19 protein-coding genes and 1 pseudogene are annotated in these 25,185 nt (G+C 55.3%); 14 read left to right on the top strand and 6 right to left on the bottom strand.

Annotation, left to right across the window (positions count from 1 at the left end):
* Window positions 1-48: 48 nt before the first annotated feature.
* Window positions 49-651, bottom strand: coding sequence for a DUF2238 domain-containing protein (locus HC757_RS11855; protein ID WP_169564587.1), 603 nt, complete (start codon window positions 649-651; stop codon window positions 49-51).
* A gap of 180 nt (window positions 652-831) precedes the next feature.
* Between HC757_RS11855 and serA the strand changes: the two genes are divergently transcribed.
* Window positions 832-2,061: a phosphoglycerate dehydrogenase gene (gene serA / locus HC757_RS11850; RefSeq protein ID WP_169564586.1), complete on the top strand. Its 1,230-nt coding sequence runs from the start codon at window positions 832-834 to the stop codon at window positions 2,059-2,061.
* A gap of 139 nt (window positions 2,062-2,200) precedes the next feature.
* Window positions 2,201-3,175: a tRNA-modifying protein YgfZ gene (ygfZ, locus tag HC757_RS11845; RefSeq protein WP_169564585.1), complete on the top strand. Its 975-nt coding sequence runs from the start codon at window positions 2,201-2,203 to the stop codon at window positions 3,173-3,175.
* Window positions 3,176-3,415: 240 nt separating this feature from the next.
* Here ygfZ and fusA read toward each other — a convergent pair whose 3' ends face one another.
* Both fusA and HC757_RS11835 read right to left on the bottom strand, forming a co-directional pair.
* Window positions 3,416-5,509, bottom strand: a complete 2,094-nt coding sequence (gene fusA / locus HC757_RS11840; RefSeq protein ID WP_169564584.1) for an elongation factor G — start codon at window positions 5,507-5,509, stop codon at window positions 3,416-3,418.
* Window positions 5,510-5,962: 453 nt separating this feature from the next.
* Window positions 5,963-10,516 carry an ATP-binding protein gene (locus HC757_RS11835; protein ID WP_169564583.1) on the bottom strand — a complete coding sequence of 1,518 codons (4,554 nt, stop codon included), beginning with the start codon at window positions 10,514-10,516 and terminating at the stop codon, window positions 5,963-5,965.
* A 121-nt stretch (window positions 10,517-10,637) separates the two neighbouring features.
* Here HC757_RS11835 and HC757_RS11830 point away from each other — a divergent pair, with 121 nt between their 5' ends.
* Entirely contained in the window at window positions 10,638-11,549 is a 912-nt protein-coding gene (locus HC757_RS11830; protein ID WP_169564582.1) for a LysR family transcriptional regulator, read from the top strand.
* A gap of 109 nt (window positions 11,550-11,658) precedes the next feature.
* Here the strand turns inward: HC757_RS11830 and HC757_RS11825 are convergent, their stop codons facing one another.
* Window positions 11,659-11,826, bottom strand: a complete 168-nt coding sequence (locus tag HC757_RS11825; protein ID WP_169564581.1) for a hypothetical protein — start codon at window positions 11,824-11,826, stop codon at window positions 11,659-11,661.
* Window positions 11,823-12,602 carry a class D beta-lactamase gene (blaOXA, locus tag HC757_RS11820; protein ID WP_169564580.1) on the bottom strand — a complete coding sequence of 260 codons (780 nt, stop codon included), beginning with the start codon at window positions 12,600-12,602 and terminating at the stop codon, window positions 11,823-11,825. The genes HC757_RS11825 and blaOXA overlap by 4 nt, the downstream gene beginning before the upstream one ends.
* Before the next feature lie 247 nt (window positions 12,603-12,849).
* On the opposite strand from blaOXA, the gene HC757_RS11815 reads away from it, so the two are divergent.
* From HC757_RS11815 to HC757_RS11765, 11 genes and pseudogenes are all read left to right on the top strand, one after another.
* Window positions 12,850-14,010: a pyroglutamyl-peptidase I gene (locus HC757_RS11815; protein ID WP_169564579.1), complete on the top strand. Its 1,161-nt coding sequence runs from the start codon at window positions 12,850-12,852 to the stop codon at window positions 14,008-14,010.
* Window positions 14,011-14,075: 65 nt separating this feature from the next.
* Window positions 14,076-14,642: a SprT family zinc-dependent metalloprotease gene (locus HC757_RS11810; RefSeq protein ID WP_169564578.1), complete on the top strand. Its 567-nt coding sequence runs from the start codon at window positions 14,076-14,078 to the stop codon at window positions 14,640-14,642.
* 144 nt (window positions 14,643-14,786) lie between these two features.
* Window positions 14,787-15,509 (top strand): endonuclease, encoded by a 723-nt coding sequence (locus tag HC757_RS11805; RefSeq protein WP_244623497.1) that lies wholly within the window; start codon window positions 14,787-14,789, stop codon window positions 15,507-15,509.
* A gap of 14 nt (window positions 15,510-15,523) precedes the next feature.
* Complete coding sequence (rsmE, locus tag HC757_RS11800) at window positions 15,524-16,255, top strand: 16S rRNA (uracil(1498)-N(3))-methyltransferase (protein WP_169564577.1); 732 nt, start codon at window positions 15,524-15,526, stop codon at window positions 16,253-16,255.
* Between the two features lie 75 nt (window positions 16,256-16,330).
* Window positions 16,331-17,278 (top strand): glutathione synthase, encoded by a 948-nt coding sequence (gene gshB, locus HC757_RS11795; protein ID WP_169564576.1) that lies wholly within the window; start codon window positions 16,331-16,333, stop codon window positions 17,276-17,278.
* Window positions 17,279-17,296: 18 nt separating this feature from the next.
* Window positions 17,297-18,619: an alkaline phosphatase gene (locus HC757_RS11790; RefSeq protein WP_169564575.1), complete on the top strand. Its 1,323-nt coding sequence runs from the start codon at window positions 17,297-17,299 to the stop codon at window positions 18,617-18,619.
* Between the two features lie 148 nt (window positions 18,620-18,767).
* A complete protein-coding gene (locus HC757_RS11785) occupies window positions 18,768-19,799 on the top strand; it encodes a methyltransferase (protein ID WP_169564574.1) in 1,032 nt (343 codons plus the stop codon).
* A 123-nt stretch (window positions 19,800-19,922) separates the two neighbouring features.
* Window positions 19,923-21,596: a flagellar assembly protein A gene (locus HC757_RS11780; RefSeq protein WP_169564573.1), complete on the top strand. Its 1,674-nt coding sequence runs from the start codon at window positions 19,923-19,925 to the stop codon at window positions 21,594-21,596.
* A 74-nt stretch (window positions 21,597-21,670) separates the two neighbouring features.
* On the top strand, window positions 21,671-22,042 hold the full coding sequence (locus HC757_RS11775; RefSeq protein WP_169564572.1) for a DUF4144 family protein: 372 nt from the start codon (window positions 21,671-21,673) through the stop codon (window positions 22,040-22,042).
* A 137-nt stretch (window positions 22,043-22,179) separates the two neighbouring features.
* Window positions 22,180-23,298 carry a site-2 protease family protein gene (locus HC757_RS11770; RefSeq protein WP_169564571.1) on the top strand — a complete coding sequence of 373 codons (1,119 nt, stop codon included), beginning with the start codon at window positions 22,180-22,182 and terminating at the stop codon, window positions 23,296-23,298.
* A gap of 172 nt (window positions 23,299-23,470) precedes the next feature.
* A pseudogene (locus HC757_RS11765) lies at window positions 23,471-23,774 on the top strand (integrase core domain-containing protein); the annotation flags it as partial.
* Between the two features lie 202 nt (window positions 23,775-23,976).
* Here the strand turns inward: HC757_RS11765 and HC757_RS11760 are convergent.
* On the bottom strand, window positions 23,977-24,768 hold the full coding sequence (locus tag HC757_RS11760; protein WP_169564569.1) for a tetratricopeptide repeat protein: 792 nt from the start codon (window positions 24,766-24,768) through the stop codon (window positions 23,977-23,979).
* Between the last annotated feature and the right edge of the window lie 417 nt (window positions 24,769-25,185).

Below are 25,185 nucleotides of genomic sequence, written 5' to 3'. Positions count from 1 at the left end.
AGCTTAGTCTAAGGCGGCGGCTTTAGCCCGGCGGGCACCTGCCGCTATTCAGTGCTTAAGCCGCCGCAACTGACTATCATGGCGTCGAGATAAGAGGCTGAGCGCGACTATGGCCCCTATCAATGCCATCAACATGTCCGATTGGGTATCCCAGGCATAGCCTTGGGTGCCGAGAAACGCATCGGCCCCTTCGCCGCTTGCCAGTGCGACCCACCATTCGATCAGCTCATAGAAGGCGGACAAGGCCAGCACGAAACAGCCTACCAGGAAGGCACACCAGGCGCCTGGCTTGACCGCTTCCTGGCGCAAGAGGATCTCCCGCGCCAGTATCGCCGGCACGAACCCCTGGGCGAAATGCCCCAGCTTGTCATAGTTATTGCGCTCGCCACCGCTCACTTGGGCTAGCCAGTCAAACAACGGCACCTCGGCATAGGTGTAATGAGCCCCAACGAACAGTATGCTGCAATGCAGCAAGATCAACACATAGGCCAAGGGTGTCAGCGGAAAACGATTGCGGGTGAGGAGTAACAGCGGCAACGCAATCAGGGCGGGCATGGCTTCCAGCCACCAGGTGAAGCGATCATGGGGATTTATGACTGACCAAATGAGCGCAAGGCTGTATATTCCCAGCCATAGGATTCTGTTATGCAAGCTAACGACCTCTTATTCGATATTGTTCTTAATTTAGAATATTAACTTTAGCCATCCAGCCCTCCACAGCAGACAAAAATAATGCTACTTTGGGTGGGCGGTGACAGTGAGCATAGCATAACGCCAATCCACAGCATGATTGGCATAAGATTCGCAACAATAATCAAGGGTACCCACATCATGGCGAAACACTCGCTGGACAAGGATAAGATTAAGATCCTGCTGTTGGAAGGCGTCCACCAATCTGCGGTAGATGTACTGGAACGGGCAGGTTATACCAATATCGAGTATCACAAGGCATCGCTGGGCGAGGCAGAGCTGCTCAAGGCCATCAAGGATGTCCATTTCGTTGGCCTGAGATCCCGCACTCAACTGACGGCCGAGGTATTGCGTAATGCCGAGAAGTTAGTCGCCATCGGCTGTTTCTGTATCGGCACCAATCAGGTGGATATCACCACCGCCGAGTCCCTGGGTATCCCGGTGTTCAACGCCCCCTTCTCCAATACCCGCAGTGTGGCCGAGCTGGTCCTGGGCGAAATCATCATGCTGATGCGCGGTATTCCCCAGCGTAACGCCATAGCGCACAGGGGCGGCTGGCTCAAGAGTGCCAACGGCAGTTTCGAAGTCAGGGGCAAGACCCTGGGCGTCATAGGCTATGGCCATATAGGCACTCAGCTCGGCATCCTGGCGGAGACCCTGGGCATGCGGGTGGTGTTCTTCGACATAGAAGACAAGTTACCCCTGGGCAATGCCCAGCAGATACATTCGATGGAACAGTTGCTGGCCCAAGCCGATGTGGTGAGCCTGCATGTCCCAGAGACGCCACAGACCAAAGACATGATAGGCAGCGCCGAGCTGGCCTGCATGCGCAAGGGCAGCATCTTCATCAATGCCTCACGGGGCACAGTGGTGGATATAGAGGCCCTGACGGCGGCCCTGAAGGAGCAGCACCTGGCTGGCGCGGCCATAGACGTGTTCCCGGTCGAGCCCAAGTCCAACGATGACGAGTTTATCAGCCCACTGCGCGGCCTGGACAATGTGATCCTCACGCCGCATGTGGGTGGCAGCACGGCCGAGGCCCAGGAAAACATAGGCATAGAAGTCGCCGGTAAACTGGCCAAGTATTCGGACAATGGCTCGACTGTGTCTGCGGTCAACTTCCCCGAGGTATCACTGCCGCAGCATAAGGGCACCTCGCGTCTGCTGCATATTCACCAAAACCGCCCAGGGGTACTGATCAAGATCAACCAGGTCTTCGCCGAGCAAGGCATCAACATTGCCGCCCAATACCTGCAGACCACGGCCGAGATAGGTTATGTGGTGATGGAGGTCGATACCCATCAGGCCGAGCAGGCCCTGGAGCACCTGAAGTCCATCGAAGGCACCATACGCACCCGTCTGCTGTTTTAACCTAAAGCCGACACCCTTAGGCTGACACCAGAGAAGCGCACCTATTCTATCCAGGATATGTGCGCTTTGTTTATTCCGGCGCCCAAGTAAATCCGTTACAATTCCAGCTAATGCAACGCATCACTTTCAGGATCTCACTATGACGATTTCGGTTTCTCACCCCAACTGGGATCTGGACGCTCCACAACCAGATCTGCTGTTAGCCAAACTGTCTCATCTGGGGCTAATCCGCATCTGCGGTGAACAGGGCCACAGTTTCATCCAGGGACAAGTCACCACAGACATAAGTTCGCTCGGGAAAGATCAATGGCGCTGGGGCGCCCACTGCGATCCCAAGGGTAAGATGCTCGCCAGTTTCAGGATCTTTGATCTGGACGACAGCCTGTTCATGTTGCTGCCGAGCTCGAGCATAGGGGTAGATTTGCCCCAGCTGCAGAAATATGCCGTCTTCAGCAAGGCCGAACTCAGTGATGTCTCAGGCGATTGGCAGTTGTTCGGTGTTGCCGGCGACAAGGCAGAGCGCTTCATCCATGACACTTTCGCTGTCACCTCCGACGGCGCCGCCATGGCAGGGCTGACCCCAATCGAAGGCGGCGCGATCCTCAAAGACGGCTCGCGTTATCTGCTCATGCTGTCCAGCGCCGCCGCTGCCGCTTTCGAACAGAGACTCGACACCCAAGTCTATGATGCCAGCGCCTGGCAGGCATTGGAGATCTTGGCAGCTTACCCCAACCTCGGCGCCGAACACGCGGGTCAATACGTGCCCCAGATGTGTAATCTGCAGGCGATCGACGGCATCAGCTTCACCAAGGGATGCTACATGGGGCAGGAAACCATAGCGCGGATGAAATACCGGGGCGGCAATAAGCGCGCCCTGTACGTGCTTGCCGGCCACACAGAAGCCGAGCTGGGCCTGGATACCAAACTGGAGATAGCACTGGAAGACGGCTTTCGCCGTGCAGGGCAGATCATAGAATATGTGCAGCGGGGGCAGCAGGTGTTATTGACGGCTGTGCTTGCCAACGACACCCAGGCCGATGCCCGGCTGCGGGTCGCCGATGATGCGGCGTCCAGCCTCAGGGTCCTGGCATTGCCCTATTCGTTGCAGGACTGAGGTCCGGAGCCGGAGAAAGATCAGGCGACAAGAGAGCACAAAAGAAACGCCAGAGGCGTCCCAGGGAAGCTTGGGGCGCCTCTGTGGTTTTTGGCGCTGTCGTTTCTGGCTCTGGCATTTCTTTGCGACCTGCCCGAATTCGAGGGTGGATAACGAACTCGGCATCCGGCCAAAGAAGCAAAAAAAACCGCTGAGAGCTTGAGCTCATCAGCGGTTTTTTCTAAGCGATTAAGTTAAGAATTACTTCTTAGCTTCAGCAGCTTTACGTTCTTTAACTTGAGTTACAACTTTCTCGGCTACGCTGTTTGGACAAGCGCTGTAGTGTGAGAACTCCATAGAGAACTGACCACGGCCTGAAGTCATGGTACGCAGAGTACCTATGTAGCCAAACATTTCTGATAACGGCACGTCAGCCTTGATACGCACACCAGTTACGCCTGCAACCTGGTCTTTGATCATGCCGCGACGACGGTTCAAGTCACCGATCACGTCACCCACGTTGTCTTCTGGGCTGAACACGTCAACTTTCATCACTGGCTCAAGCAACTGTGGTTTGGCTTTGGCGATAGACTGACGGAACGCGCCTTTAGCGGCGATTTCGAACGCGATGGCTGATGAGTCGACTGCGTGGTATGCACCGTCAGTCAGTTCGAACTCAACGTCCAACACTGGGAAGCCAGCTATGGTACCTGTGTTCATCATGCTGCCGAAGCCTTTCTCAACTGCTGGCCAGAATTCCTTAGGAACGTTACCACCAACAACAGAAGACTTGAACACGAAGCCAGAGTTTGGCTCACCAGGACGGATAACGTATTCGATCTTACCGAATTGACCTGAACCACCAGATTGTTTCTTATGGGTGTACTGATCTTCAACCTGGGCAGTGATGGTTTCACGGTAAGCAACCTGTGGTTCACCCACGATCAGCTCAACACCGTAAGTACGCTTCAGGATGTCGACCTTGATGTCCAGGTGCAATTCACCCATACCTTTAAGGATGGTTTCACCTGAATCTTCGTCAGTCTCTACGCGGAACGATGGATCTTCGGCGATCATCTTACCGATAGCGATACCCATCTTCTCGCTGCCGCCCTTGTCTTTTGGCGCTACTGCGATAGAGATAACCGGCTCTGGGAACACCATGGCTTCCAGCGTAACTGGGTGCTTGACATCACACAGAGTGTGACCCGTTTGCACGTTCTTCATGCCCACGATGGCGATGATGTCACCGGCTTGAGCCGATTCCAGTTCGTTACGCTCATCGGCTTGCATCTCAACCATACGGCCGATACGCTCTGTCTTGCCGGTAGCGCTGTTGAGGATGGTGTCACCCTTCTTCAGACGACCAGAATAGATACGTACGAAGGTCAGGGCGCCGAAACGGTCATCCATGATCTTGAACGCCAATGCTTTCAGTGGCTCATCGGCAGAAACGATAGCGAATTCGCCGGTTTCGTTGCCTTCTTCGTCTGTCAGTGGCTGTGGATCAACTTCCTGTGGTGCAGGCAGGTAATCGACAACGGCGTCAAGCAGCAACTGCATACCTTTGTTCTTGAAGGCAGAACCACAGTATGTAGGGAAGAATGCCAGAGTACGGGTACCCTTACGGATACAACGCTTGATGTCTTCCATAGATGGCTCTTCGCCTTCCATGTAAGCTTCCATCAGATCGTCATCCTGCTCAACGGCAGTTTCGATCAGCATTTCACGGTATTCTTCAACCAGGTCAACCATGTCAGCAGGGACATCAGTGACTGTGAAGTTTTCTGGCAGACCAGTGTCATCCCAGATGTGCGCCTTACGGGTCAAGAGATCGACAACACCTGTGAATTCGTCTTCGATACCGATAGGCAGAACCATGACCAGCGGAGTCGCAGCCAATACGTCTTTAGTCTGCTTAACCACACGCAAGAAGTCGGCACCCATACGGTCCAGCTTGTTTACGAAGATGATACGGGCAACTTCAGATTCGTTAGCATAACGCCAGTTGGTTTCTGATTGAGGCTCAACACCGCCTGAACCACAGAATACACCGATACCGCCGTCAAGCACTTTCAGAGAACGGTAAACTTCAACTGTGAAGTCAACGTGGCCTGGGGTGTCGATGACGTTGAAACGGTGATCGTTCCAGAAGCAACTTACGGCAGCAGACTGAATGGTAATACCGCGCTCAGCTTCCTGCTCCATGAAGTCGGTGGTTGATTCACCATCGTGAACTTCACCGATCTTGTGGATCTTACCGGTTAGCTTAAGGATACGCTCGGTGGTCGTGGTTTTACCCGCGTCAACGTGAGCGAAGATACCAATGTTTCTGTATTTGGATAATTCGGTCATGATTCAACTTTAATGAGTAGTTTAAGAAGTAGACGGAGTATGCGACAAACACCGACACACCGCACATCAGATTATTTAGGCGCATATTGTAAATTGGAACCCAGTCTTGCGCAAACGGCTCTTACGCTTTTTCGTCAATAAGTGCGTGTAAAAAGCCTGGAAAATGCTGAAATAAATTTTTAAAACAAACAGATAAAATAAATTGTACGAATTGCGCCCAGCTTGAATTAGCGCCGAAAATTCGCTGTTTCATGCCCCTATCGTCCGCTATTGGCATTATTTCGGCTCCAGGGCCGGGATTTCCTCCTGGATTCAGCCTCAATTACACAGACTTAACGGCAGCCGAAATCCCTGTCTGTACCCCTCCGTCCCCTCGAATACCGGCTGGGGCAGACAAAAAAATACCCGCCAGCTGGCGGGTATTTTATGTCAATGCGCAGTCACCTAAGCGGCTCAGGCTTCTACGGGCGAAACCACGAACAGGAGATCACCCTGGGAGACCTGCTGACCATTGCTGTTCAGAATACGCTCGATGCGATACTGCTTGTCCTCTGGATAGAGGATGGCACTCTGACGGTTGAAGCCCGCCAGGGTTACCTGGGAGAACATCTTCATCGCTTCGGTCAATGCCAGCGTCTGATCCACAGTCACTACATCACCTTCCTTGACGAAGTCGGCTTCTCCCGGCGCAGGTGAGGTGTAGAAGATCCCCGCACCTTGGGCCAGTACCTTGAGCTCGTTGCTCTCACCGACACGCAGCGACTCGGTATCGACGCCCACAGTCTCGGCAGCCGCTTCCATCTCGGCGATCAGCGCAGGAATGTCCAGCTCGGCCATGAAGCGCGGCAGATAGTTGGTGTCGTATACGCCTTCCTTGAAGGTACCGTCGTTCAAGATCAACTTGAGCAATGGAATGTTGGTCGCAATTCCTTTCAGCACTACGCTGTCGAGGTAGGCATACAGCTTGGCGATCACATCTTCACGGTTGTCGCCGCGCATGATGATCTGCGCTATCAGGCTGTCATAGTAAGGCGACACTTCCTTGCCTTCGGCGGCGATGGAAATGATCTCCACGTCCGCATGCTCAGGGAACACACACTCGGTGATCTTGCCCGGGTTGGGGATCAACTGGAGTATGCCGGCGCTGTCCAGGGCGGCCTTCTCGGCTGTGACCCGCACTTCCATCGCATAACCTTGCTCCTTAGGCTCCAAGGTTTCGATGGAGCGACCGGCGGCGATATCGAACTGGGCGCTGACTATGTCAATGCCTGAGGTCGCTTCGGTCACAGGATGCTCTACCTGCAGACGTGTGTTCATCTCCATGAAGTAGACTTCGTTGGCATCCAGGTTATAGATAAACTCGACCGTGCCCGCGCCCATGTAGTCTGTGGCCTCGCCCAGTGCACGGGTATACTCGAGCACTTGTTGCTTGAGCTCTTCCGGCAGCATGGTAGAACCCGACTCTTCCACCACTTTCTGGTTGTTACGCTGTACCGAGCAGTCACGCAGACCCAGTACCTTGGTATGACCGAACTTGTCGCGCAGCAACTGGACTTCGATGTGACGCAGTGAGGTCACATATTTCTCCAGATACAGATCGCCGTTGCCGAAGGCGGCCGCCGCCTCGGTAGCCGTCTTCTGGAACAGGCCTATCATGTCCTCCGGACGCTTGACGACCTGAATCCCCTTACCGCCACCGCCTTGTACCGCCTTGAGCAGCACAGGATAGCCGATTTCGCTGGCGACATTCACCGCTTGCTCGGCATTGGTCAGAATACCGTGAGAACCCGGTACCACTGGCACATTCTGCGCCTGGGAGGTCTTGATGGCGTTCGACTTATTGCCCATGGTGGTCATAGAATGCACGCTCGGGCCGACGAAGTTGACGCCGTTGTTGACGCAGAGCGCCGCGAACTGTGGGCTTTCCGACAGGAAGCCGATACCGGGGTGCAGAGCGTCGACTCGTTCGTACTCGGCGACTTTCAGCACAGAGTAGGCGTTGAGGTAGCTCTCGTCCGAGGTATTACCGCCAAGACAGACCAGCTTGTCATTATCCTGGAGCATGTCGGCCGGAACCGAGGTCATGTCGGGATCGGACGCCACCAACACCACCTTGATGTTGTTGTCGTGGGCCTTGCGGATCAGCTTGACCGCGGTACAGCCACGGGCATGCACCAGCACCTTGTCGATAGGCTTCATCAGCGCCCGCGGATCGTCCTGGACTATCACTTCTTCCTGTTCCTGCACCTCAGGCACCAGAGTCGACAGCGCGTTGGCTATCACATCCGCTATCTGGACAGTAGGCATAGGCATCAGAGGATCTATACCCGTCAGCTGACTATCCAGGGTATTGCTGAAAGGATTATGCACCAGACCCGTCATGGCGCCGGGCACCTTAGACAGATAGTTAGACAGGGTCGAGGTCGAAGGCAGGTAAGCGGGTACCACCATCTGACCGGCGAACGGCATGTTGGTGCCGGACAGGTAATAGGTCTGCACCAGAGGATGGGTCACGAAGCTCGCCTGGGCACCACCGGTACAGTCGCCGAAACCGAACATCAGCACAGGCAATTCGTTATCGCGGATGAAACGGGTCAGACGATCGTTGACTACCGCCATGGAGAAGAGCGCCGCTGCGCCTTCCTTGGTCTGCATGCCGCCGGAGCTGATGAAGCAGATCACCGGCAGTTTACGCTTGGCACATTCGATCAGCAGCGCAGAGAACTTCTCGGCGCTGGCCATATCGAAGGCACCCGCCTGGAAGGCGGTGTTGGACACGGCGACACCGACACGCAGCTGTTGGCCTTGATGTTCGAAGTCGGCCAAGCCGGTGATAAGGCCACAGGGACGAATGCCCTTGTCGATCGCATCTTCGATGGACAAACGGAAGCCAGGGAAGTTCAGCAGGTTGGCCGACATCTTGTCGCCGTTGATCTCATCGAAGTGAGTGAAGAATTGCTGGATCACATTTTCCCAGGTCATCTTGCCCTGACGCTTCTCGTCACGCAGCACCTTCTGGATCAGCAGATCCTGATAACCCATAGTCAGACGGTTCCAGAAGTCTTTACGGCGACCGATACGCACAGGGTTGATGGCACCCGTGTACTTGTCCGTGTTGTCTTCGCTGTCGAAATACTCGGGCAGCAGGCGTTCAAAGAAGTAGGTCAGCACCACGAACAGACTGTCGTTGAGCTGAGGGAAACCGACGCTCTTCCACTGTTCAACCCGGGTCAGCAACTCGGCGCGGTTGGACTGAGACATGAAGTACTTCAGCCACTTGTAGAACTTGTTCTTGTCGTTGGCCGTGTCCTGGGTCGAAATCGCATGGTCGATGGACTTATGCAGCAGATTGTCGACCGACTGACGCGACAGGCTCTTGGCCACCATGGCTTCCTTGGCTATCGAGGCCAGATTGCCGACCACATTGTCGTACAGGGCATTGAAGATGAGGATGTTATGGCATTGCCAGATGAAGTCTTCGCGCAGCTCTTCGTTGACAACCACGTCCAGCACCGTCAGCTGATTCAACTCTGGCCATGGCGCCTGAGTCGCTTCCTTGGGCAGATTTTCCAGATACTGGATCAGGCCCTTGAAGTTATTGGCCGCATTGCTCTTCCATCTGTGGTATAGGGACCAACCTATGTTGAACAGCAGCGCCTTGCGTGCCTTCTTGTAGTTCTCTTTCGGCTCACCCAGGATGAAACGGGTCAGCAGATTACGCTCGGCAGAGATATCTTCGCGCTTGGCGGCGAAGGTGCCCCATAGCTTGTTGAGTTCTTCATCGTAGACCAGCTTGTCCGGACTGGATAACCAGGCCTGGAAGACACGATCCTGTTCCTGCTGGATACGCGCCAGCAGGTCGCCCTCGGGCACACTCGCCTTGGACAGACGACCGTACTGCTCCTGGGAAATGGAATGGATACGGCTGCGCAACGTCAGGTAGCGCAGGTAACGATAGGCGCTGCCAAACAGGTTATGATGCATGGTCGGGCTGCTCGCCACGGCCAGCTCGGCATTGAGTTCCAACGCCGCCAGGTTTTTCGACGGGTTGAGGAAACGCTTCAGGCTGCGGTCATAATGCTCGCGCAGATCGGTCGATTCGCGCACGAAGTTCATCGCCGCATGCTCTACCGCTTCTATGCTGCTAATGATGGCGCGGCGCAGGTTGTGCTGACGCTCGTCCCTGTCTGAAGGCGAGAAGTCTATGATGCCGTCGATACAACCCGAGGTATAAAGCTCTTCCGGCGACACGCCGACAGACTTGGCACATTCCTGCCATGACAGGTTGTACTTACGGGCTATGCTCTGCAGACCCTGGGGTTGAATGGTGTTGAAGATGCCGTCGCGCAGCGACAGGAGTATGTTGGCCGCGGCCAGTGGAATGGCACCACCCGAATAGCCGGCACCTATGACGATGCCCACAGTAGGCACGTCGACATTGGCGCTCTCGGCGATGGCCTTGGAAATCGAATGCGCCTGGTTCTGGCTGTTGGCGATTTCGCCGGCATCTGCCCCCGGGGTGTCGATGAGATAGACTATGGGCATGGACAATTCGGCGAAATGACGAATCGCCTTACAGGCGGCCAGGTGATGCTCAGGCATCCAGGCACCGTTAGCCGTGGTGCGCTCCTGGGCGATGAAACCGACGCGGCGGCTGCGCGTACCGAAGTTAAGCTCGATCTCGGCACTGTAGAAAGACCCCAGGTGCGTTTCTGTGATAAGGCGGCCCTTGAGATCGGCGATGATGCGCTTGGCGCCGGGACGGTTCTTGTCCTGGGTAGGCTGAATGACCTTGGTCACATAGCCGTCGACATCCAGGGAAGCCAAATTCTTGAGGTTGGCCTGGATGGCGTCGTCGCCCAGGAGGCCTTTAATTTCTTCCGATAAGCTCTGCTTGCTGTGCTTGGGAAACAGAGAAAAATCTTTCGCCAGGTGCTCGGCTTGTAAAAAGAGCGGGTCGGCAGTTTGAACTTGAGTCGTGTGTGCGGGCTGATTATTGCTGGTCATCAAAAGATCCTCTGCTTAGCCTCTGAAAATTTTTAGCCAATAAATATAACTTTGTTCACCCGTCAAATGCCATTAAACTGCCCTAGACGCTTTGTTCCATTATTGAGACAGTAGGAATAACATGCCAGATTTAAACGGGATGATGCTGTTTGCTGCAGTAGTCAGAGCCAAGGGATTCTCTCAGGCGGCCCGCGAAACCGGATTACCAAAATCCACCATTAGCCGTAAAGTCGCCCAGCTAGAAGAACGGCTTGGGGTGCGTTTGCTGCAGCGCGATACCCGAAATCTTAGCCTAACTCAGGTCGGGGCGCTGTTTTTTCAACATTGTGATGCAATTAGCCTGGAAGTGGAGGCCGCCAAGGCCACCATAGAATACACACACAATGATGTCTCGGGTTCCTTGCGTATCGCCATTCCCGTGTCGTTCAGCCAGGAGCTGATCGCCAATCTCTGCAGCGGCTTCATGCGCCTCTACCCCAATATCGAACTGGATGTGCAATTTACCGATAATGACATAGGTTTGGTGGGTGAAGGCTATGACATAGCCATCAAGTATGGGCCGCTGCAGTCGTCGGATCTGGTCGCCAAACTCTTGTTCGAACGACAGCCGATCTTGGTCGCCAGCCCCGGCTATCTGAAGGCCAAAGGCACCCCGGCCACCCCGGGCGAACTGGCCGAACACAGTGGTATCTTGCTCGGCACCTCGCGTTCGGCGCCCATCTGGCCATTGGGCAAGGGCGCCCGCAAGACCATGGTCAGCTTCCAGCGCAAGGTCAGGGTCAACAGCGCCATCATGGTGAAACAGCTGGCGCTGGATGATTTCGGTATCGCCATGCTGTCCAACTCGGCCTGCAAGAATGAGCTGGCCAGCGGCAACCTTGTGCCCCTACTGCAGGAATGGCCGATAGAAGCCTTCAAGGTGTATGGGGTCTACTCCAGTCGCCGCCAGCTGGCGACCAACATAAGTGTGTTCCTGGACTTCTTCACCAAACGCTTCGCCAGTCAGGAGTCATTGCTGTCACTGATGGGTTGAGCCCGCAAGCCCAGGCAGCCATGCCCAACACCCCTGCGGTTTCCGGATTTCGGGTCCCAGCAGCCTGGGCTGCGGCGCAGTCGCCGCGGCGTGCTCTGTGGTTTGCCGGTTACAGGGGGTAAAACCCCGTCTGGATTATGGGCCTGAACAGCGACAGCAGACAGAGGATGAATAGCCCCCAGACGGCGGCATAGGCGCCATTTCTCGCCAGTGTTTGCCCCCATCCCCTCAGGGGATACTGCAACACTTCGTCCGAGGTCAGTTCCGGGCCCATCACAGGATATGCTCCATTGCGAGTATCTCTTTGGCGATGCGCTGTCGCAGCGGCAATGCCTCGGCAGAGGCCATGTCTATGTTGATCGCGAAGAAGTAGGAGTTATCGTCGCGCTCGACCCAGCCCACCCACCAGCCCACCGCCGGCTTAAGGCTGACGCCATAACCTGTCTTGGCGCGTATGATGTAATCAGCGTTGGCTTCGGTGAGCATCATCTGCTTCACTATCCTTTGGCTGCGCTCGGAAAGGGGTAACTGGTTATGGTACAGACGCCGCAGGAAATCTATCTGCTGCAGCGCCGAGATCCTCAGCTCACCGTCGAGCCAGAAGCGATCCAGGACGCCACCTATATCGGCATTGCCGTATCCCAGCGACGTCAGCATGCTCGCCATGCGCGGCTCGCCTATGTCACGGGCTATCTGCTGGTAGACGGGCACCACGGAATATTTCATCGCCGACACTAAGGTCTGATCGCGATTCCAGCTGGCGATATCCCGCACCTGTTTGTCCCAGGGAAATGCCTGGCGTTCGTCTTTCACTACCCCAAGTTCCAGCGCTATCAGGCTGTTGGGGATCTTGAAGGTCGAAGCAGGAATGAAGCCCTGGTTGGCCCTCTTGCTGTCGTTGGTCAGCCCCTCGGCTCGCCCTTCATTCCATAAGACAAACACGCCCTTGGCCTGATGTTGCTTGAAGACGGCATCCCAGTTACGTGTCTCTTGCCAGTCCATGGCATTCACCTGTCCCGCACAGAGGAGGCCCAAGATCACTAATAGTCGCATTATTATACCCTGTTTCGCTTTTATTCCTGCATGGCCAATAAGATAGCACCCGGAGAGGCGCCAGACTCTGGCAATCCGGGGATGAATCATGGCATAAAGATGGCCGTCCGGGTCCGGCAGCCCCATGGCGCGCATCCCCCCGGGCAGGCATGTTTTTTCAGCACCCCGGACACATTTCAGATAGATAAATTTTCTGGCTTACTGAATACTGGTAGCCACAATAAAAATGACATAAGGAAGTTTTTCCATGGGCAAGCCCTATTCATCGCTGCTGTGCGTCGCCACTCTCTGTGGCTTTTCCCTCTGCGCCCAGGCAAAAAACGATGTAGAAACCGCCAGGCTCGCAACGGCCAACGATTCAATGCCGACGGTAGTCCAACGTTATCAGGCACTCACAGATGGGCTCGAGAGCCAGTTCCAGCAACATACGGATGAACTCAAACTGACTCAGGCCGTGGCCCATCAGGGGCTGCGCCTGTGGCAACAGGCCGTCAGGGACGTGCAATCGGGTCATCCGGACGACAGATCCCTGTACTGGAATCGTCTGGTCATGGAAAAACGCCTCGAGCTGCTGCCGGCCGGTTTCAAGCTGGTTCCATGGCAGCGGGAGATACTGAACAAGGCGGTGGAAAAATCTTCCCGCGGTTTCAGTGACATCCACTACGATGATGATGTCCGGATCAAGATACTGCTGACGGGCTTCGACCCCTTCTTCCTCGACCGGAATATCGGCCAGAGCAATCCTTCCGGCCTGGTCGCCCTGGCACTCGATGGCTACAAGTTCAGCGTCGGGGGCAAGCAGGCCCAGGTAGAGACAGTGATGATCCCTGTGCGTTTCGCCGATTTCGATCAGGGCATAATCGAATCTCTGCTGACCCCGGTATACCGTGAGAATCAACTGCAGATGGTGCTGACGGTCAGCATGGGCCGGGACGATTTCGATCTGGAGCGCTTCCCTGGACGCAATCGCAGCGCGGCGGCGCCGGACAACCTCAATGTGCTCACAGGCGCCGGCAAGACAGCTCCCAAGCCGCCCATGCTCAACGGCACCAGCCTCAATGGTCCCGAGTTCGTGGAGTTTTCCCTGCCGGTGGCGGCGATGCAAGCCGTGGAAGGTCGCTGGAAGATACATGATAACCGTAAGGTCAGCAGCCTGAGCCGAGGTGAATTCGAGGCTCGCTCGCTCGGCGAACTGCGGGATGCCATCTCGGTCGCAGGCTCCGGCGGCGGTTATCTGTCGAATGAGATCTCCTACCGCGCCATCCTCTTGCAACAGCAGTTTGGACGCGACAACATGGCTGTCGGCCATATTCATACGCCCAGAGTCGCAGGCTATGATGCCGCCACAGAGACAGACATAGTCGAACAGGCCCGCACCATGATCCAAGCCGCCGCCGCAGCGCTCTGATGCCCACCCGAACCGACGGGCGGCGATGCCGTCCGTCCCCCTATAACCGGCCTTAACTCACTATTATGCGCAAGCTGTTTAACTTCTTTAGCTCTTCGGCCGCTCCGGCCTCCCCGCCTGTCCAAGTCGAGCGGACAGGGGACCACAGCGAGCTGCAACTCGCCCTCCTGGCCCACCTGGAACATTGTTATCAGCTGGCCGAGCACGCCTTGCAGCAGCGTTTCCCCCGTCCAGAAGTCGGCTTCAGGCTCAGGGGCAGAAGTGCCGGCACCGCGCATCTGCAGCAGAACCGCTTGCGGTTCAACCCTGTCCTGTTGCAGGAAAACCCCGACAGCTTCATCGCCAGCGTCGTCCCCCATGAGATCTGCCACCTGCTCTGCCATCGGCTCTACGGCAGAGTCAAACCCCATGGCCGGGAATGGCAGACCCTGATGCTGGAGCTATTCCAGCAGACGCCCAGCACCACCCACAGTTTCAGCACAGCCTCTGTGACCCCTACCGGGGTGAGCTACCTCTGTGACTGCGGCGAGCTCAAGCTCAGCATCAGGCGCCACAACAAGGTGCTTCGCGGTCAAAGCCATTATGCCTGTCGCCGCTGTGGACAAAGATTGCAACAGGCAAGGCAAGGGTAACAGGTCATGACACGCGACCATGATTGCATCCCGCCCGGATGATCCCTTAACATCACGCCCATAACAGACAGATCCCAGATCTGCGCGGTCATTCATTAGGGACTCATTTTGCATTCCTCATTCTCCCCCCGGCTTGCCTGGCGCCTGGCGCTGGGACTCGGCCTATGCCTGCTACTCAACCTGGCGCACGCCAGGGGCAGCCATCCGGCCAACTTCAGTCAGGCCAAACGCCTGGCCAAAACCCTCTACTCTGAATCCTTGCCCGCCAGCAGCTTTTACTGTGGCTGCGATATCAAGATCGCCGGCAACGCCTGGAAACCCGTGCTGGCAAGCTGCGGCTATCGGGTACGGAAGCAGGCGACTCGCGCCAACCGCATCGAATGGGAGCACATAGTGCCGGCGTGGGAATTTGGCCATCAGCTGCAATGCTGGCAAGATGGCGGGCGCAAGAACTGCACCAGAAACAGCAAGGAATTTGCCAGGATGGAGGCGGATCTGCATAACCTGGTGCCCGCCATAGGCGAAGTCAATGGCGATCGCAGCAACTTCAGATTCAGTCAGTGGAATGGCCAGCCACAGCAATACGGCCAGTGCGAGATGCTGATCGACTTCAAGGGACGCAAGGTGCAGCCGCCGGCGGCCAGCCGCGGCAAAATCGCCCGCACCTACCTCTATATGCAACAGGCCTATGGTTTGAAAATCGCTTCGAGCCAATTAAAGTTGTTCCAGGCATGGGATAAAAGCTATCCAGTTGATACTATTGAGTGCAAACGCGATGCGGCGATAGCCCTAACTCAGGGCAATCACAACCCCTTCGTCAATCAGCTATGTCAGAGCCCAGGGCTCGCGCAGCAGTTAGTCAAATAAGGTCGTATGCAAGCATGAGAGTGCCAAGAATCTATCAAGCCTCCCCACTCACGGTTGGCCAAACTATGCCACTGGATGAAGACGGCGCCGCCCATATAGGCAGGGTACTGCGTATGGGCGCCGGCGAACGGCTCAGCCTGTTCAACGGCGACGGCAAAGATTACCTCGCAGAGATCGCCGAGGCCGGCAAGAAATCCGTCTCGGTACGAGTCCTCGGCTGTGAGGACAACCATGCGGAATCCCCGCTCAACCTGCATCTGGGCCAAGTCATCTCCCGCGGGGACAGGATGGAGTTCAGCATTCAAAAATCCGTCGAGCTCGGCGTCAACACCATCACACCGCTGTTTTCCGCCCGTTGCGGGGTCAAGCTCAGCGGTGAGCGGCTGGAGAAGAAAATTCAGCAATGGCAGAAGATTGTCATCAGCGCCTGCGAGCAATCGGGTCGCAGCCGGGTCCCGCTGGTGCGCCCGGCCATGGAGCTCGAAGCCTGGTGCAGCGAAGACACCCAGGCGCTCAAGCTGAATTTGCATCCCAGGGCCGCCCATGGCATCAATGGCCTGACACTGAGCAATCCCAGGGTCAGATTGTTGATCGGCCCAGAGGGTGGCCTGAGCGACACGGAAATTGCCATGACCGAAGAGCAGGCCTTTACCGAAGTGCTGCTGGGCCCCAGGGTCCTGCGCACCGAAACCGCCTCCTTGACGGCGATTACCGCGTTGCAACTCAGGTTCGGCGATTTAGGTTAACAGCGCCTTGGGTTAAGGCGCTGCAGATTACTTTTTACCGCATCACCCGTGGGTGAGCCAAAAGGACAAGCTTCTATGATAAAACTCGGCATAGTGATGGATCCCATCAGTGAGATCAACATCAAGAAAGACTCAAGTTTCGCCATGCTGCTGGCGGCTCAGGCCCGCGGCTATCAGCTGTTTTATATGGAGATGCAAGATCTCGCCATGGTCAACGGTGTCGCCACCGCCAAGATGCGTGCCCTGACAGTGCGACAGGACGCCGCCAACTGGTACAACCTGGAAGAAGCCATAGACACAGAGCTGGCCGAGCTGGACGTGATCCTGATGCGCAAGGACCCGCCGTTCGATACCGAATTCATCTACGCCACTTATATGCTGGAGCGCGCCGAAGAGCTGGGGGTGCTGATAGTCAACAAGCCCCAGAGTCTGCGTGATGCCAACGAGAAGTTGTTCACCGCCTGGTTCTCCGAATTTACCCCGGATACCATAGTAACCCGGGATCCCGCCCGCATCCGGGCCTTCCATCAGGCCGAGGGTGACATCATACTCAAGCCGCTGGACGGTATGGGGGGCACCCTGATCTTCCGCATCAAGCAAGATGATCCCAATCTCGGGGTGATCATAGAAACCCTGACCAACTATGGCCAGAGATATGCCATGGCACAGGCCTTCATCCCGGCCATCACCCAGGGAGACAAACGCATACTCGTGGTCGACGGCGAACCTGTGCCCTACGCCCTGGCGCGCATTCCCAAGAAAGGCGAGACCCGTGGCAATCTGGCTGCCGGCGGCAGCGGCGTCGCCCAGCCCCTGTCAGACAGCGACTGGGCCATTGCCAGGGCCATAGGCCCTGAGCTGAAGAAACGCGGGTTGATCTTCGTCGGCCTGGACGTGATAGGCGACAAGCTGACAGAGATCAATGTCACCAGTCCGACCTGCATTCGTGAAATAGAAGCCGCCTTCGATGTCGACATCACCGGCATGCTGATGGACGCCATAGAAGCCCGTCTTCAGGCTTAACCTTTTAGGATAGCAACCATGAAGTTTCAAAGAGCCAGCCTCTGGCTGCTGAGTGTCAGCCTGTTATTACCCCTGCCCTTGGTGGTCAACGCCGAGACGGCCAGCGTCCTGACCAAGGCCCCCTCGCGCCCCAAGAATATCGTGATCATGATAGGCGACGGCATGGGCCCGAGCTACACCACAGCCTACCGTTATTTCAAAGACAACCCAGACACGGAAGAAGTGGAACAAACCGTGTTCGACCGCCTGCTGGTCGGCATGGCGAGCACCTATCCCGCCGGCGTCAGCGGTTATGTGACAGATTCGGCCGCCGCCGCCACGGCGCTGGCCACAGGGGTCAAGACCTACAATGGCGCCATCTCGGTCGATCCCCAAAAACAACCGCTGCAGACCCTGTTCGAGAAGGCCAAGGCGCGCGGCATGTCGACCGGAGTGGCTGTGACCTCGCAGATCAACCATGCGACCCCGGCCGCCTTCCTCAGTCACGACGACAGCCGCAAACACTATGATGCCATTGCCCAGAGCTATCTGGACACGGATGCAGACGTGCTCTTGGGGGGCGGCCAGGACTATTTCCCCGCGCCCTTGTTGGCCAAGTTTGCCGCCAAAGGCTATCGGCATATCAGTCACTTCGACGAGCTGGAGGCTGTCACAGCCCCCAAGCTGCTGGGACTGTTTGCACCTGTACAACTGCCATGGGCCCTGGATGATCCCGGCGCCGAACGACTCAGCACCATGACGACCAAGGCACTGGCGCTGCTGTCACAGAACCAACAGGGGTTCGTGCTCCTGGTCGAAGGCAGCCTGATCGATTGGGCCGGCCACGGCAATGACATCGCCAACGCCATGGGCGAGATGGGCGCCTTCGCCAATGCGGTGGAAGTGGTCGAGCAGTTCGTGCGTCAACATCCGGATACCCTGATGCTGGTCACTGCCGACCATAACACAGGGGGTCTGTCTATCGGCGCCGAAGGGCAATACCTGTGGGAGCCGGCAATACTGCGCTCGCTCTCGGCCAGCCCGGACAGCCTGGCGAAGCAGGCCATGGAGGCCGAGCTCTGGAAGGAAGCGCTTGGCAGCCACTTAGGTTTCACGCCGGATCACGATGAGTTCCTGCACCTGGCCAAAGCCAGGATGCAGGGCCAGGAAGCCATGTCCGGCGCCATCAAACACCTGATAGACAAACGCACACATACAGGCTGGACCACCTCGGGACACACGGCGACCGATGTGCAGGTATTTGCCGCCGGCCCGGCAGCCGAGCTGTTCAATGGTCATCAGGACAATACCGACCTTGCCAACAAGATCTTCAGCCTGATGCCCAAGCCGAAGAAAAACTAGTCGAACGGCGACCAGGCCCGGGCCTGGCCGCCGTTTCCGCTCGCTTTACCTCCCCTGACCGCCCCGGCCAGGTTAACGAAAATTGGCTGAAGTATCCCTGAGCGATAGGCTATAATGCGCCCCAGGTTTTATTTGGGTATCCACAACTGTGCTAACAAATCCATCGCAAATTCTGCTCCGCAACAGCGATCTCTTCGTCGATCAAGAGGTATTGGTCCTCAACTATGAGGCAGATCTCCTCCCCAAACGCCTGTTGGAGTTTGCCAACCGGGTCGAAGCACTGGCATTGGATTACCATCACCACCTGCAACTCCAGCCCCACGGCGGCGATAGGCTGAACTGCAGCTTCGGCCACAAGCTGCCCCATGAGGCGAGCTTCGATACAGTAGTGATCTATTTCCCCAAGGCCAAACCTTTGGCTCCCTACCTATTCAACCTGGCCGCCACCCATCTGAAACCCGGGGGGCGGTTGCTGGTCGTCGGCGAAAACAAAGGCGGCATCAAGTCCTTGCCCAAGTTGCTGCCGGATTATTTCGCCCCGGCCATGAAACGGGACAATGCCAGGCATTGCCTGCTGTACAGCAGCCAACTGACAGCCAAGGCGCCCGCCATAGTGTTGCAGGATTGGGTGAGTCAATACGAGCTGGAGACGCCACAGGGGCAGATAAGCATCTGCAATCTCGTCGGGGTCTTCAGCGAGAAACGCCTGGATCCAGGCACCCAGCTCCTGCTGGCACACCTGCCGACATTAACCGGCCGGGTACTGGACTTTGGCTGTGGTGCCGGCGTCATCACGGCGGCCCTCCTGAAGGCACAACCCGAGTTGGCACTCGAATGCATAGATATCAATGCGATGGCCCTGGCTTCCTGTGAGTTAACCCTGGCCGCCAACGGCATGCAGGCCAAGGTTTACCCCTCGGATGGACTGGCACAGGTCGAAGGCAAGTTCGCCGGTATCATATCCAATCCGCCATTCCACGACGGCCTCCAGAGCACGACGGATATTGCCACCCGCTTCGTCAACGAAAGCAATCAACGCCTGTTGCCCGCAGGTGTGTGGCAGATAGTCGCCAACCGGCATCTGCCCTACTCTGACACCATAGCCGCCCAGTTCGGCAAGGTCTCGGTCACGGCCGAGAACAACAAATACAAGCTGTACTATTATCGGCACCCCGGCTGAACCCGGCGGGTCCATATGCCTCTCCCGCCATGAATAGGATAAAAGCCTTAGTTGGTTAAACTTTCTGCTGTTATACTGGGCAACCCTTAACAAAAATAACAATTCATTTACCAGGGATGATTCATGTTGGATCCAGAACTCATTGAGCTAAGCGATGATAGCAGCAAGGCTGAATTGCGCATTATTCCCAATGTTCACGGCCCGATAAATACCGACAGCCTATTACAACTCCTCACTTTCCCGGGATTTCACTCCCTCTATCCCAATATGACTTCCATAGAGAGAGTCTGTAAGGAAGTGAATGCCCTCTGTGGCAAAGATCCTGGACAACATGAATTGTTTTTCGTCATCGCCGAGCGCCGCGATGGTGAGATCAAGCTGGACATAGACGCAGACAAGATGCATGCCGGCATGACGCTCACCTCAGCCTGGGGCGGCAGAGAGGTAGGTCTGCCGGAGATACTCACGGCGCTGAAGGACCAGAAGGTAACCATGGGTTTGAGCAAGGCCAAGATCCAGGCCTTGTTGCAACAGCTGGCACAGCTGGCACCTGGCCAATCCTGCCAGGGCAACATAGCCCAGGGAAAGGCCGCCATCAACGGCCAGGATGCTGTGGTAGACAGAAAAGTCTCACTCGCCAGGGAGCGCTTGTTGCAACCCCAGGAGATGGAAGATGGCACAGTAGATATGCGCAACCTGGGCGCCATGATCATGGTCAGACCCGGTGAGCTGCTGATGCTGAAGACCCCGGCCACCCCAGGTACGGATGGCTACAATATTCACGGCGAAGTGCTGGCCGCCAAGCCGGGGAAAGACGCGCCCCTGATCCCGGGCGATGGTACCAGCCTCGCCCCCGACAATCCCCTCAAACTGATAGCCACAGTCGCAGGACAACCCGTCGAAACCCGTGGCGGCATGCAGGTCGATGACGTGCTGCATATCAAGGATGTCGATGTGGGTTATGGCCATGTGGACTTCAAGGGCAGCGTGCTGATCACCGGTGACGTCCACGAAGGCATGAGAGTGAAGAGCAGCGGCGATATTACCGTCATGGGCTTCGTCGATTCCGCCACCCTGGAGGCCGATGGCGACATAGTGGTCAGCAAGGGGGTGATAGGCCGCCTGGTCAAGGCCCAGGAACTCTCGACCCATATCAAGGCCAAGGGGCAGATCTGCGCCCAATTCGTGCAGTATTCGAATCTTTGTGCCAAGGGCGATGTGCTGGTCACCAAGCAGCTGCTCCACAGTCATACCCAAAGTGAAGCCAGCATCACGGTCAGCGATGCCAACGGCCGTCGGGGCGATCTGGTCGGGGGCACGGCGCGGGCGGCCCAAGGTATCAAGGCCGTGGTGATAGGGGCTACCGCAGGTACCCGCACCGAGCTGTTCTGTGCCATGAACCAGGGCGAGCTCAAACAGGAACTCAAGCTGCTGGACGAAAGCGTCAAGGCCATAGTCCAGGTCTCACTGGATATCGAAGCCAGACTCAGAAAACTACCGCCCAAGAGTGAATGGCAGAATGATGCGGCCATGGTCGAACAGGTACGCATGATGTTGGATGAGAAGCAGAAGATCACGACCGAGAAACTCAAGGAGGAACTCGAGTATGACAGCTGCAAGCAAGAGGTCGAGGCTTATTACCAGAAGTACCGCATCGAAGCGGGAAAACAGATCTTCGTCAACGTCGAGCTGCACATAGGTCCGGCATTCCAACGGACCCAAAGGGAATATGGCCCCTGCAGCATAAGCAACAAAGATCAGGAACTGGTGTTCGACTACTCCAACCGGGGCCAATGAGGCCTTATCCATGGCAACAGAATAGACAAACGCCGGCCCATGGGTGACACTGCACCCCTGCAAACGGAGGGGATATGTCCAGCATTCACTGGCCAGCCGTGGTCAAATTGGCGCAACACGATGAACTCATCTACCTGGATAGCCACAGGGATTGGATAGAGCTCGCCTGCCTGTATCAACATGGTTTTCACCATGACGACCGGCTCCTGGACAGTCAGGGCCGGCGTTATGCCATAGTTCCGGCGCCCGGCATGCCGATATCTGCCCCGGTGGCCGAGTTGGCCTCGCTGCAACTGCTGGACTCAGATATGCCTGTATTCGACTTCATCAAACTTGTCAGGCAACATGCCATGACCGCCGGCCATTGCTGCGTCGCCAAACTGGCATTTACCACCATAGCCCAGGGCATAGAGCTGGTGAAGTACCTCGAAGAAACAGCTCTGTAACCCTCTCCAGCAACGCAGCCCCTCATGCGCCGCCTTCAGGCATGCAGACACGAAATAAATTCGCTACACTGGTCGCGCATAGCCAAGGCTCCTACCGTCAGAGCCGAGTTAACAATCAGCTAGGAATGGAATAACTTTTGGAACTACTTAAGATAGATTGCTTGGGCAAAACCCTGAGACTGGAAGGCTCGCTGGCCGGCTGGCAACGGCTATTCTGGGACAATAACCTGGTGTCACAAAAGTCGGCCGCGGCCGACAATCATGGTCTGAGGGTACATGTGTTCGAGCTGACGCAGCAGCCACAGGCCGCCACCGAGCCACAAGCCCAGACCACCGAGGATACGATACAGATCCGTCTGGAAACCGATCTCATCTGGCAGCCATTCAAGCTGGACTACCGCTTGCTGCAGGACGATGAAGTGATAGCCCAAGGCAGTCGCACCAGCCAGGATATAGAACGTCAGACCCCGGAGCAGGCTCCGGAGGCCAAGCCCAGACTGAGCTTAGTTGGCTTGGCCTCCCTGGGTTTCAAGCTGCTCAAGAGCGCCAAGGTCATCAAGGTAGTGCTGGCCGGGGCCAGCATTACCGCCTACTCCTGGTTGTTCTCCTTTCAATTTGCCATCGCACTCATCGCCTGCCTGATGTTCCATGAATACGGCCACATACGCGCCATGCAATACTTCGGCATGAAGACCAAAGGCATCTACCTGATCCCTTTCATGGGTGGCTTGGCGCTGAGCGATGAGAAGATCAATACCCGCTGGCAGGATGTGGTGATCTCCATCATGGGCCCCAGCTTCGGCCTGCTGCTGTCGCTGGCATCCCTGGTCGCCTACCAAGTCACGGGCAACAGCTTCTTTGCCGGGTTGGCGACCTTCAATGCCCTGCTGAACCTCTTCAACCTCTTGCCCATATTGCCCCTGGATGGCGGCCATATACTGAAGAGCATCAGCTTCTCCATGAATAGCATCACTGGCCTGGTCGCCTGTATCCTGGGCGCGGCCATAGGGGTTTACCTGAGTTATAGTCTGGGATTGGCGCTGCTGGGCTTCCTGCTGCTCATCGGCAGCCTGGAAATCGTCTTCGAATGGCGCCACCGTCACCAGAGCCACCTACTGCCGCTGGACAGATACGGTCAGCTGTTTTCCGGCGCCTGGTACCTGCTCACGGTCGCCGCCCTGATAGGCATCATCTGGTATTTCGCCACCCAGGGAGACGCCATCCTGGCGCTGCCACTGCAGATACTGCAAAGCTGAGTGGTCAAGAGTCTGCTTCGGGGAAAAGGCGCGCTAAGCGCCTTTTCCTCATAAAATCTATGGCAAGCCCAGATGCGTTCGACTGGTCTGTCATTGAGCGTCACAGACACGCTTTCAGCGGCGAGAAAAGCCGGATAGACGCGCATTATTGGGATCTGGTCAGAGCCACTCGCGCCAACGCCCGCAATCGATAGTTTGTGATACGATCCCGAGTTTAGCTGTAAGGCGATGTTATTCTGCTCAAAATCACAGGACGTAAAACCGAGCCCTATTCAGCCAGGCAAGCCAACAAAGAACGCCTTAGTAGAATGTTTTAACGGTAAGTTTCGGATGCCTGTCTCGATCAATATAGTTTTAGGGATGTGCTCTAAGCGAGGCAGGAAATTGTGCATTACCGGACACATTACAATGAAGTGCGCCCACACAGCTCACCGGATTATCTGCCACCAAGTGAGTTTGAAAAACGAGTGGCATGATGAAGGCACTCTCACAGAATGACTGCGACTAATCCAAGAGGAAGGTCACGCGTACTGCGGAAAAAACATTGTCAAACACAAGGCAACAGCTGAAAATTTCATTACTTAACTCCTTTTTAATCTATTCATCATCTGGGGTCAGACAGATACAGATCATGAATCAAGACCTAATCCAATAGCATTATCATTTAAAGCAATAACTTTAATTTTCATTTTGCAACTCAACCAACCGTTCATATTCATTAAGAATTTTCACAGATTCATCAAATCCATCCTCAGCCGATAAACGGAGAAAACCTAATGCTTTTTCGAAATCATATACCCCTAGCTTTTTATTTCCGTAGTACCTCCACATTGTATAATACTTGGCCCCCTCAAATTCTTCCAGGTTAACTTTTTCAAGACTATCAAGAATTTTCGCTATTTCTTTAACATCTTTATGCTGCTTCGCCTTCTCCAATTTCTCGTCGGCCAAAAAATAAATTGCATCAACAAGCCCTGTACTCGCTGACTTCTCAAGCCAGAATAGCCCATCAGCTTCAGGGATAGCGCCTAAAGAATATAGATAATATATGCTATACATTGCGAGCCCACTGCCTTTCTCTGCCGCAACCCTGAAGTACTTATAGCTTTTATCATAGTCAATAAATTCTGGGACAGATGAATATATAAGCCCTAGTCCTTCGTTAGACTGAGTAAAGCCCAACTCGGCAGACTTCGTAAGATAAGCTATAGACTTGTTAACATCTCGCACACCAGTTGCTTTTGATAAGTAAATCTTCCCCAATAGATTATATACTTCAGATGGATATAAACCCTCATAACTTCCCAATTCAACGATAACATTTTCCACATTAACATCGCCAAAATCATCCGCTGCGCTCATTTCATTAATCAGTTTCATTCTTGATTCAAATTCAAGCCTTGCCTCTGCACCTGAACAATAATTAGAAAACAAATAAACCAGCAGGAACATCTTAACCAAATATTTCATATTATAAACCTTTAACCGAGTCAAGATAGAGAAATTCAGCCATCGCTGCAGATGTATAAAACATATCGCTAACCATATCGATAACAGAGTAGGATGCCTGTATTTCTACCCATAACCCGCAATTACTGCTGTAGTTGACACCCAAAAACCACCTTGTGTATTCACATAACCTTTTGTTTGAACAGCTATCACCCCAGCCCAATCGTGCCCAGCATATACACCAAGTTCGCCAACCATATCAGAATTCAGAGACAATGCCACTCCCGCTGGAGTTGGAGTTTGAATGAAGATGGGACATATATGGTCACCTTGGGTTTAGCAAGGTTAATGTCCATTTCTTGTCCAAATCCGTTTGCGTCGTTCGATAGTTCACCTTTCACAATAGGGCGTGGTTGTTAATGGTTGGCGGTCTTGCGA

It is taken from the genome of Shewanella salipaludis, assembly GCF_012911865.1.
Lineage (GTDB): Bacteria > Pseudomonadota > Gammaproteobacteria > Enterobacterales > Shewanellaceae > Shewanella > Shewanella salipaludis.
Note: the sequence above shows the minus strand (reverse complement) of the source record. Positions and strands in the feature narration are given on the sequence as shown.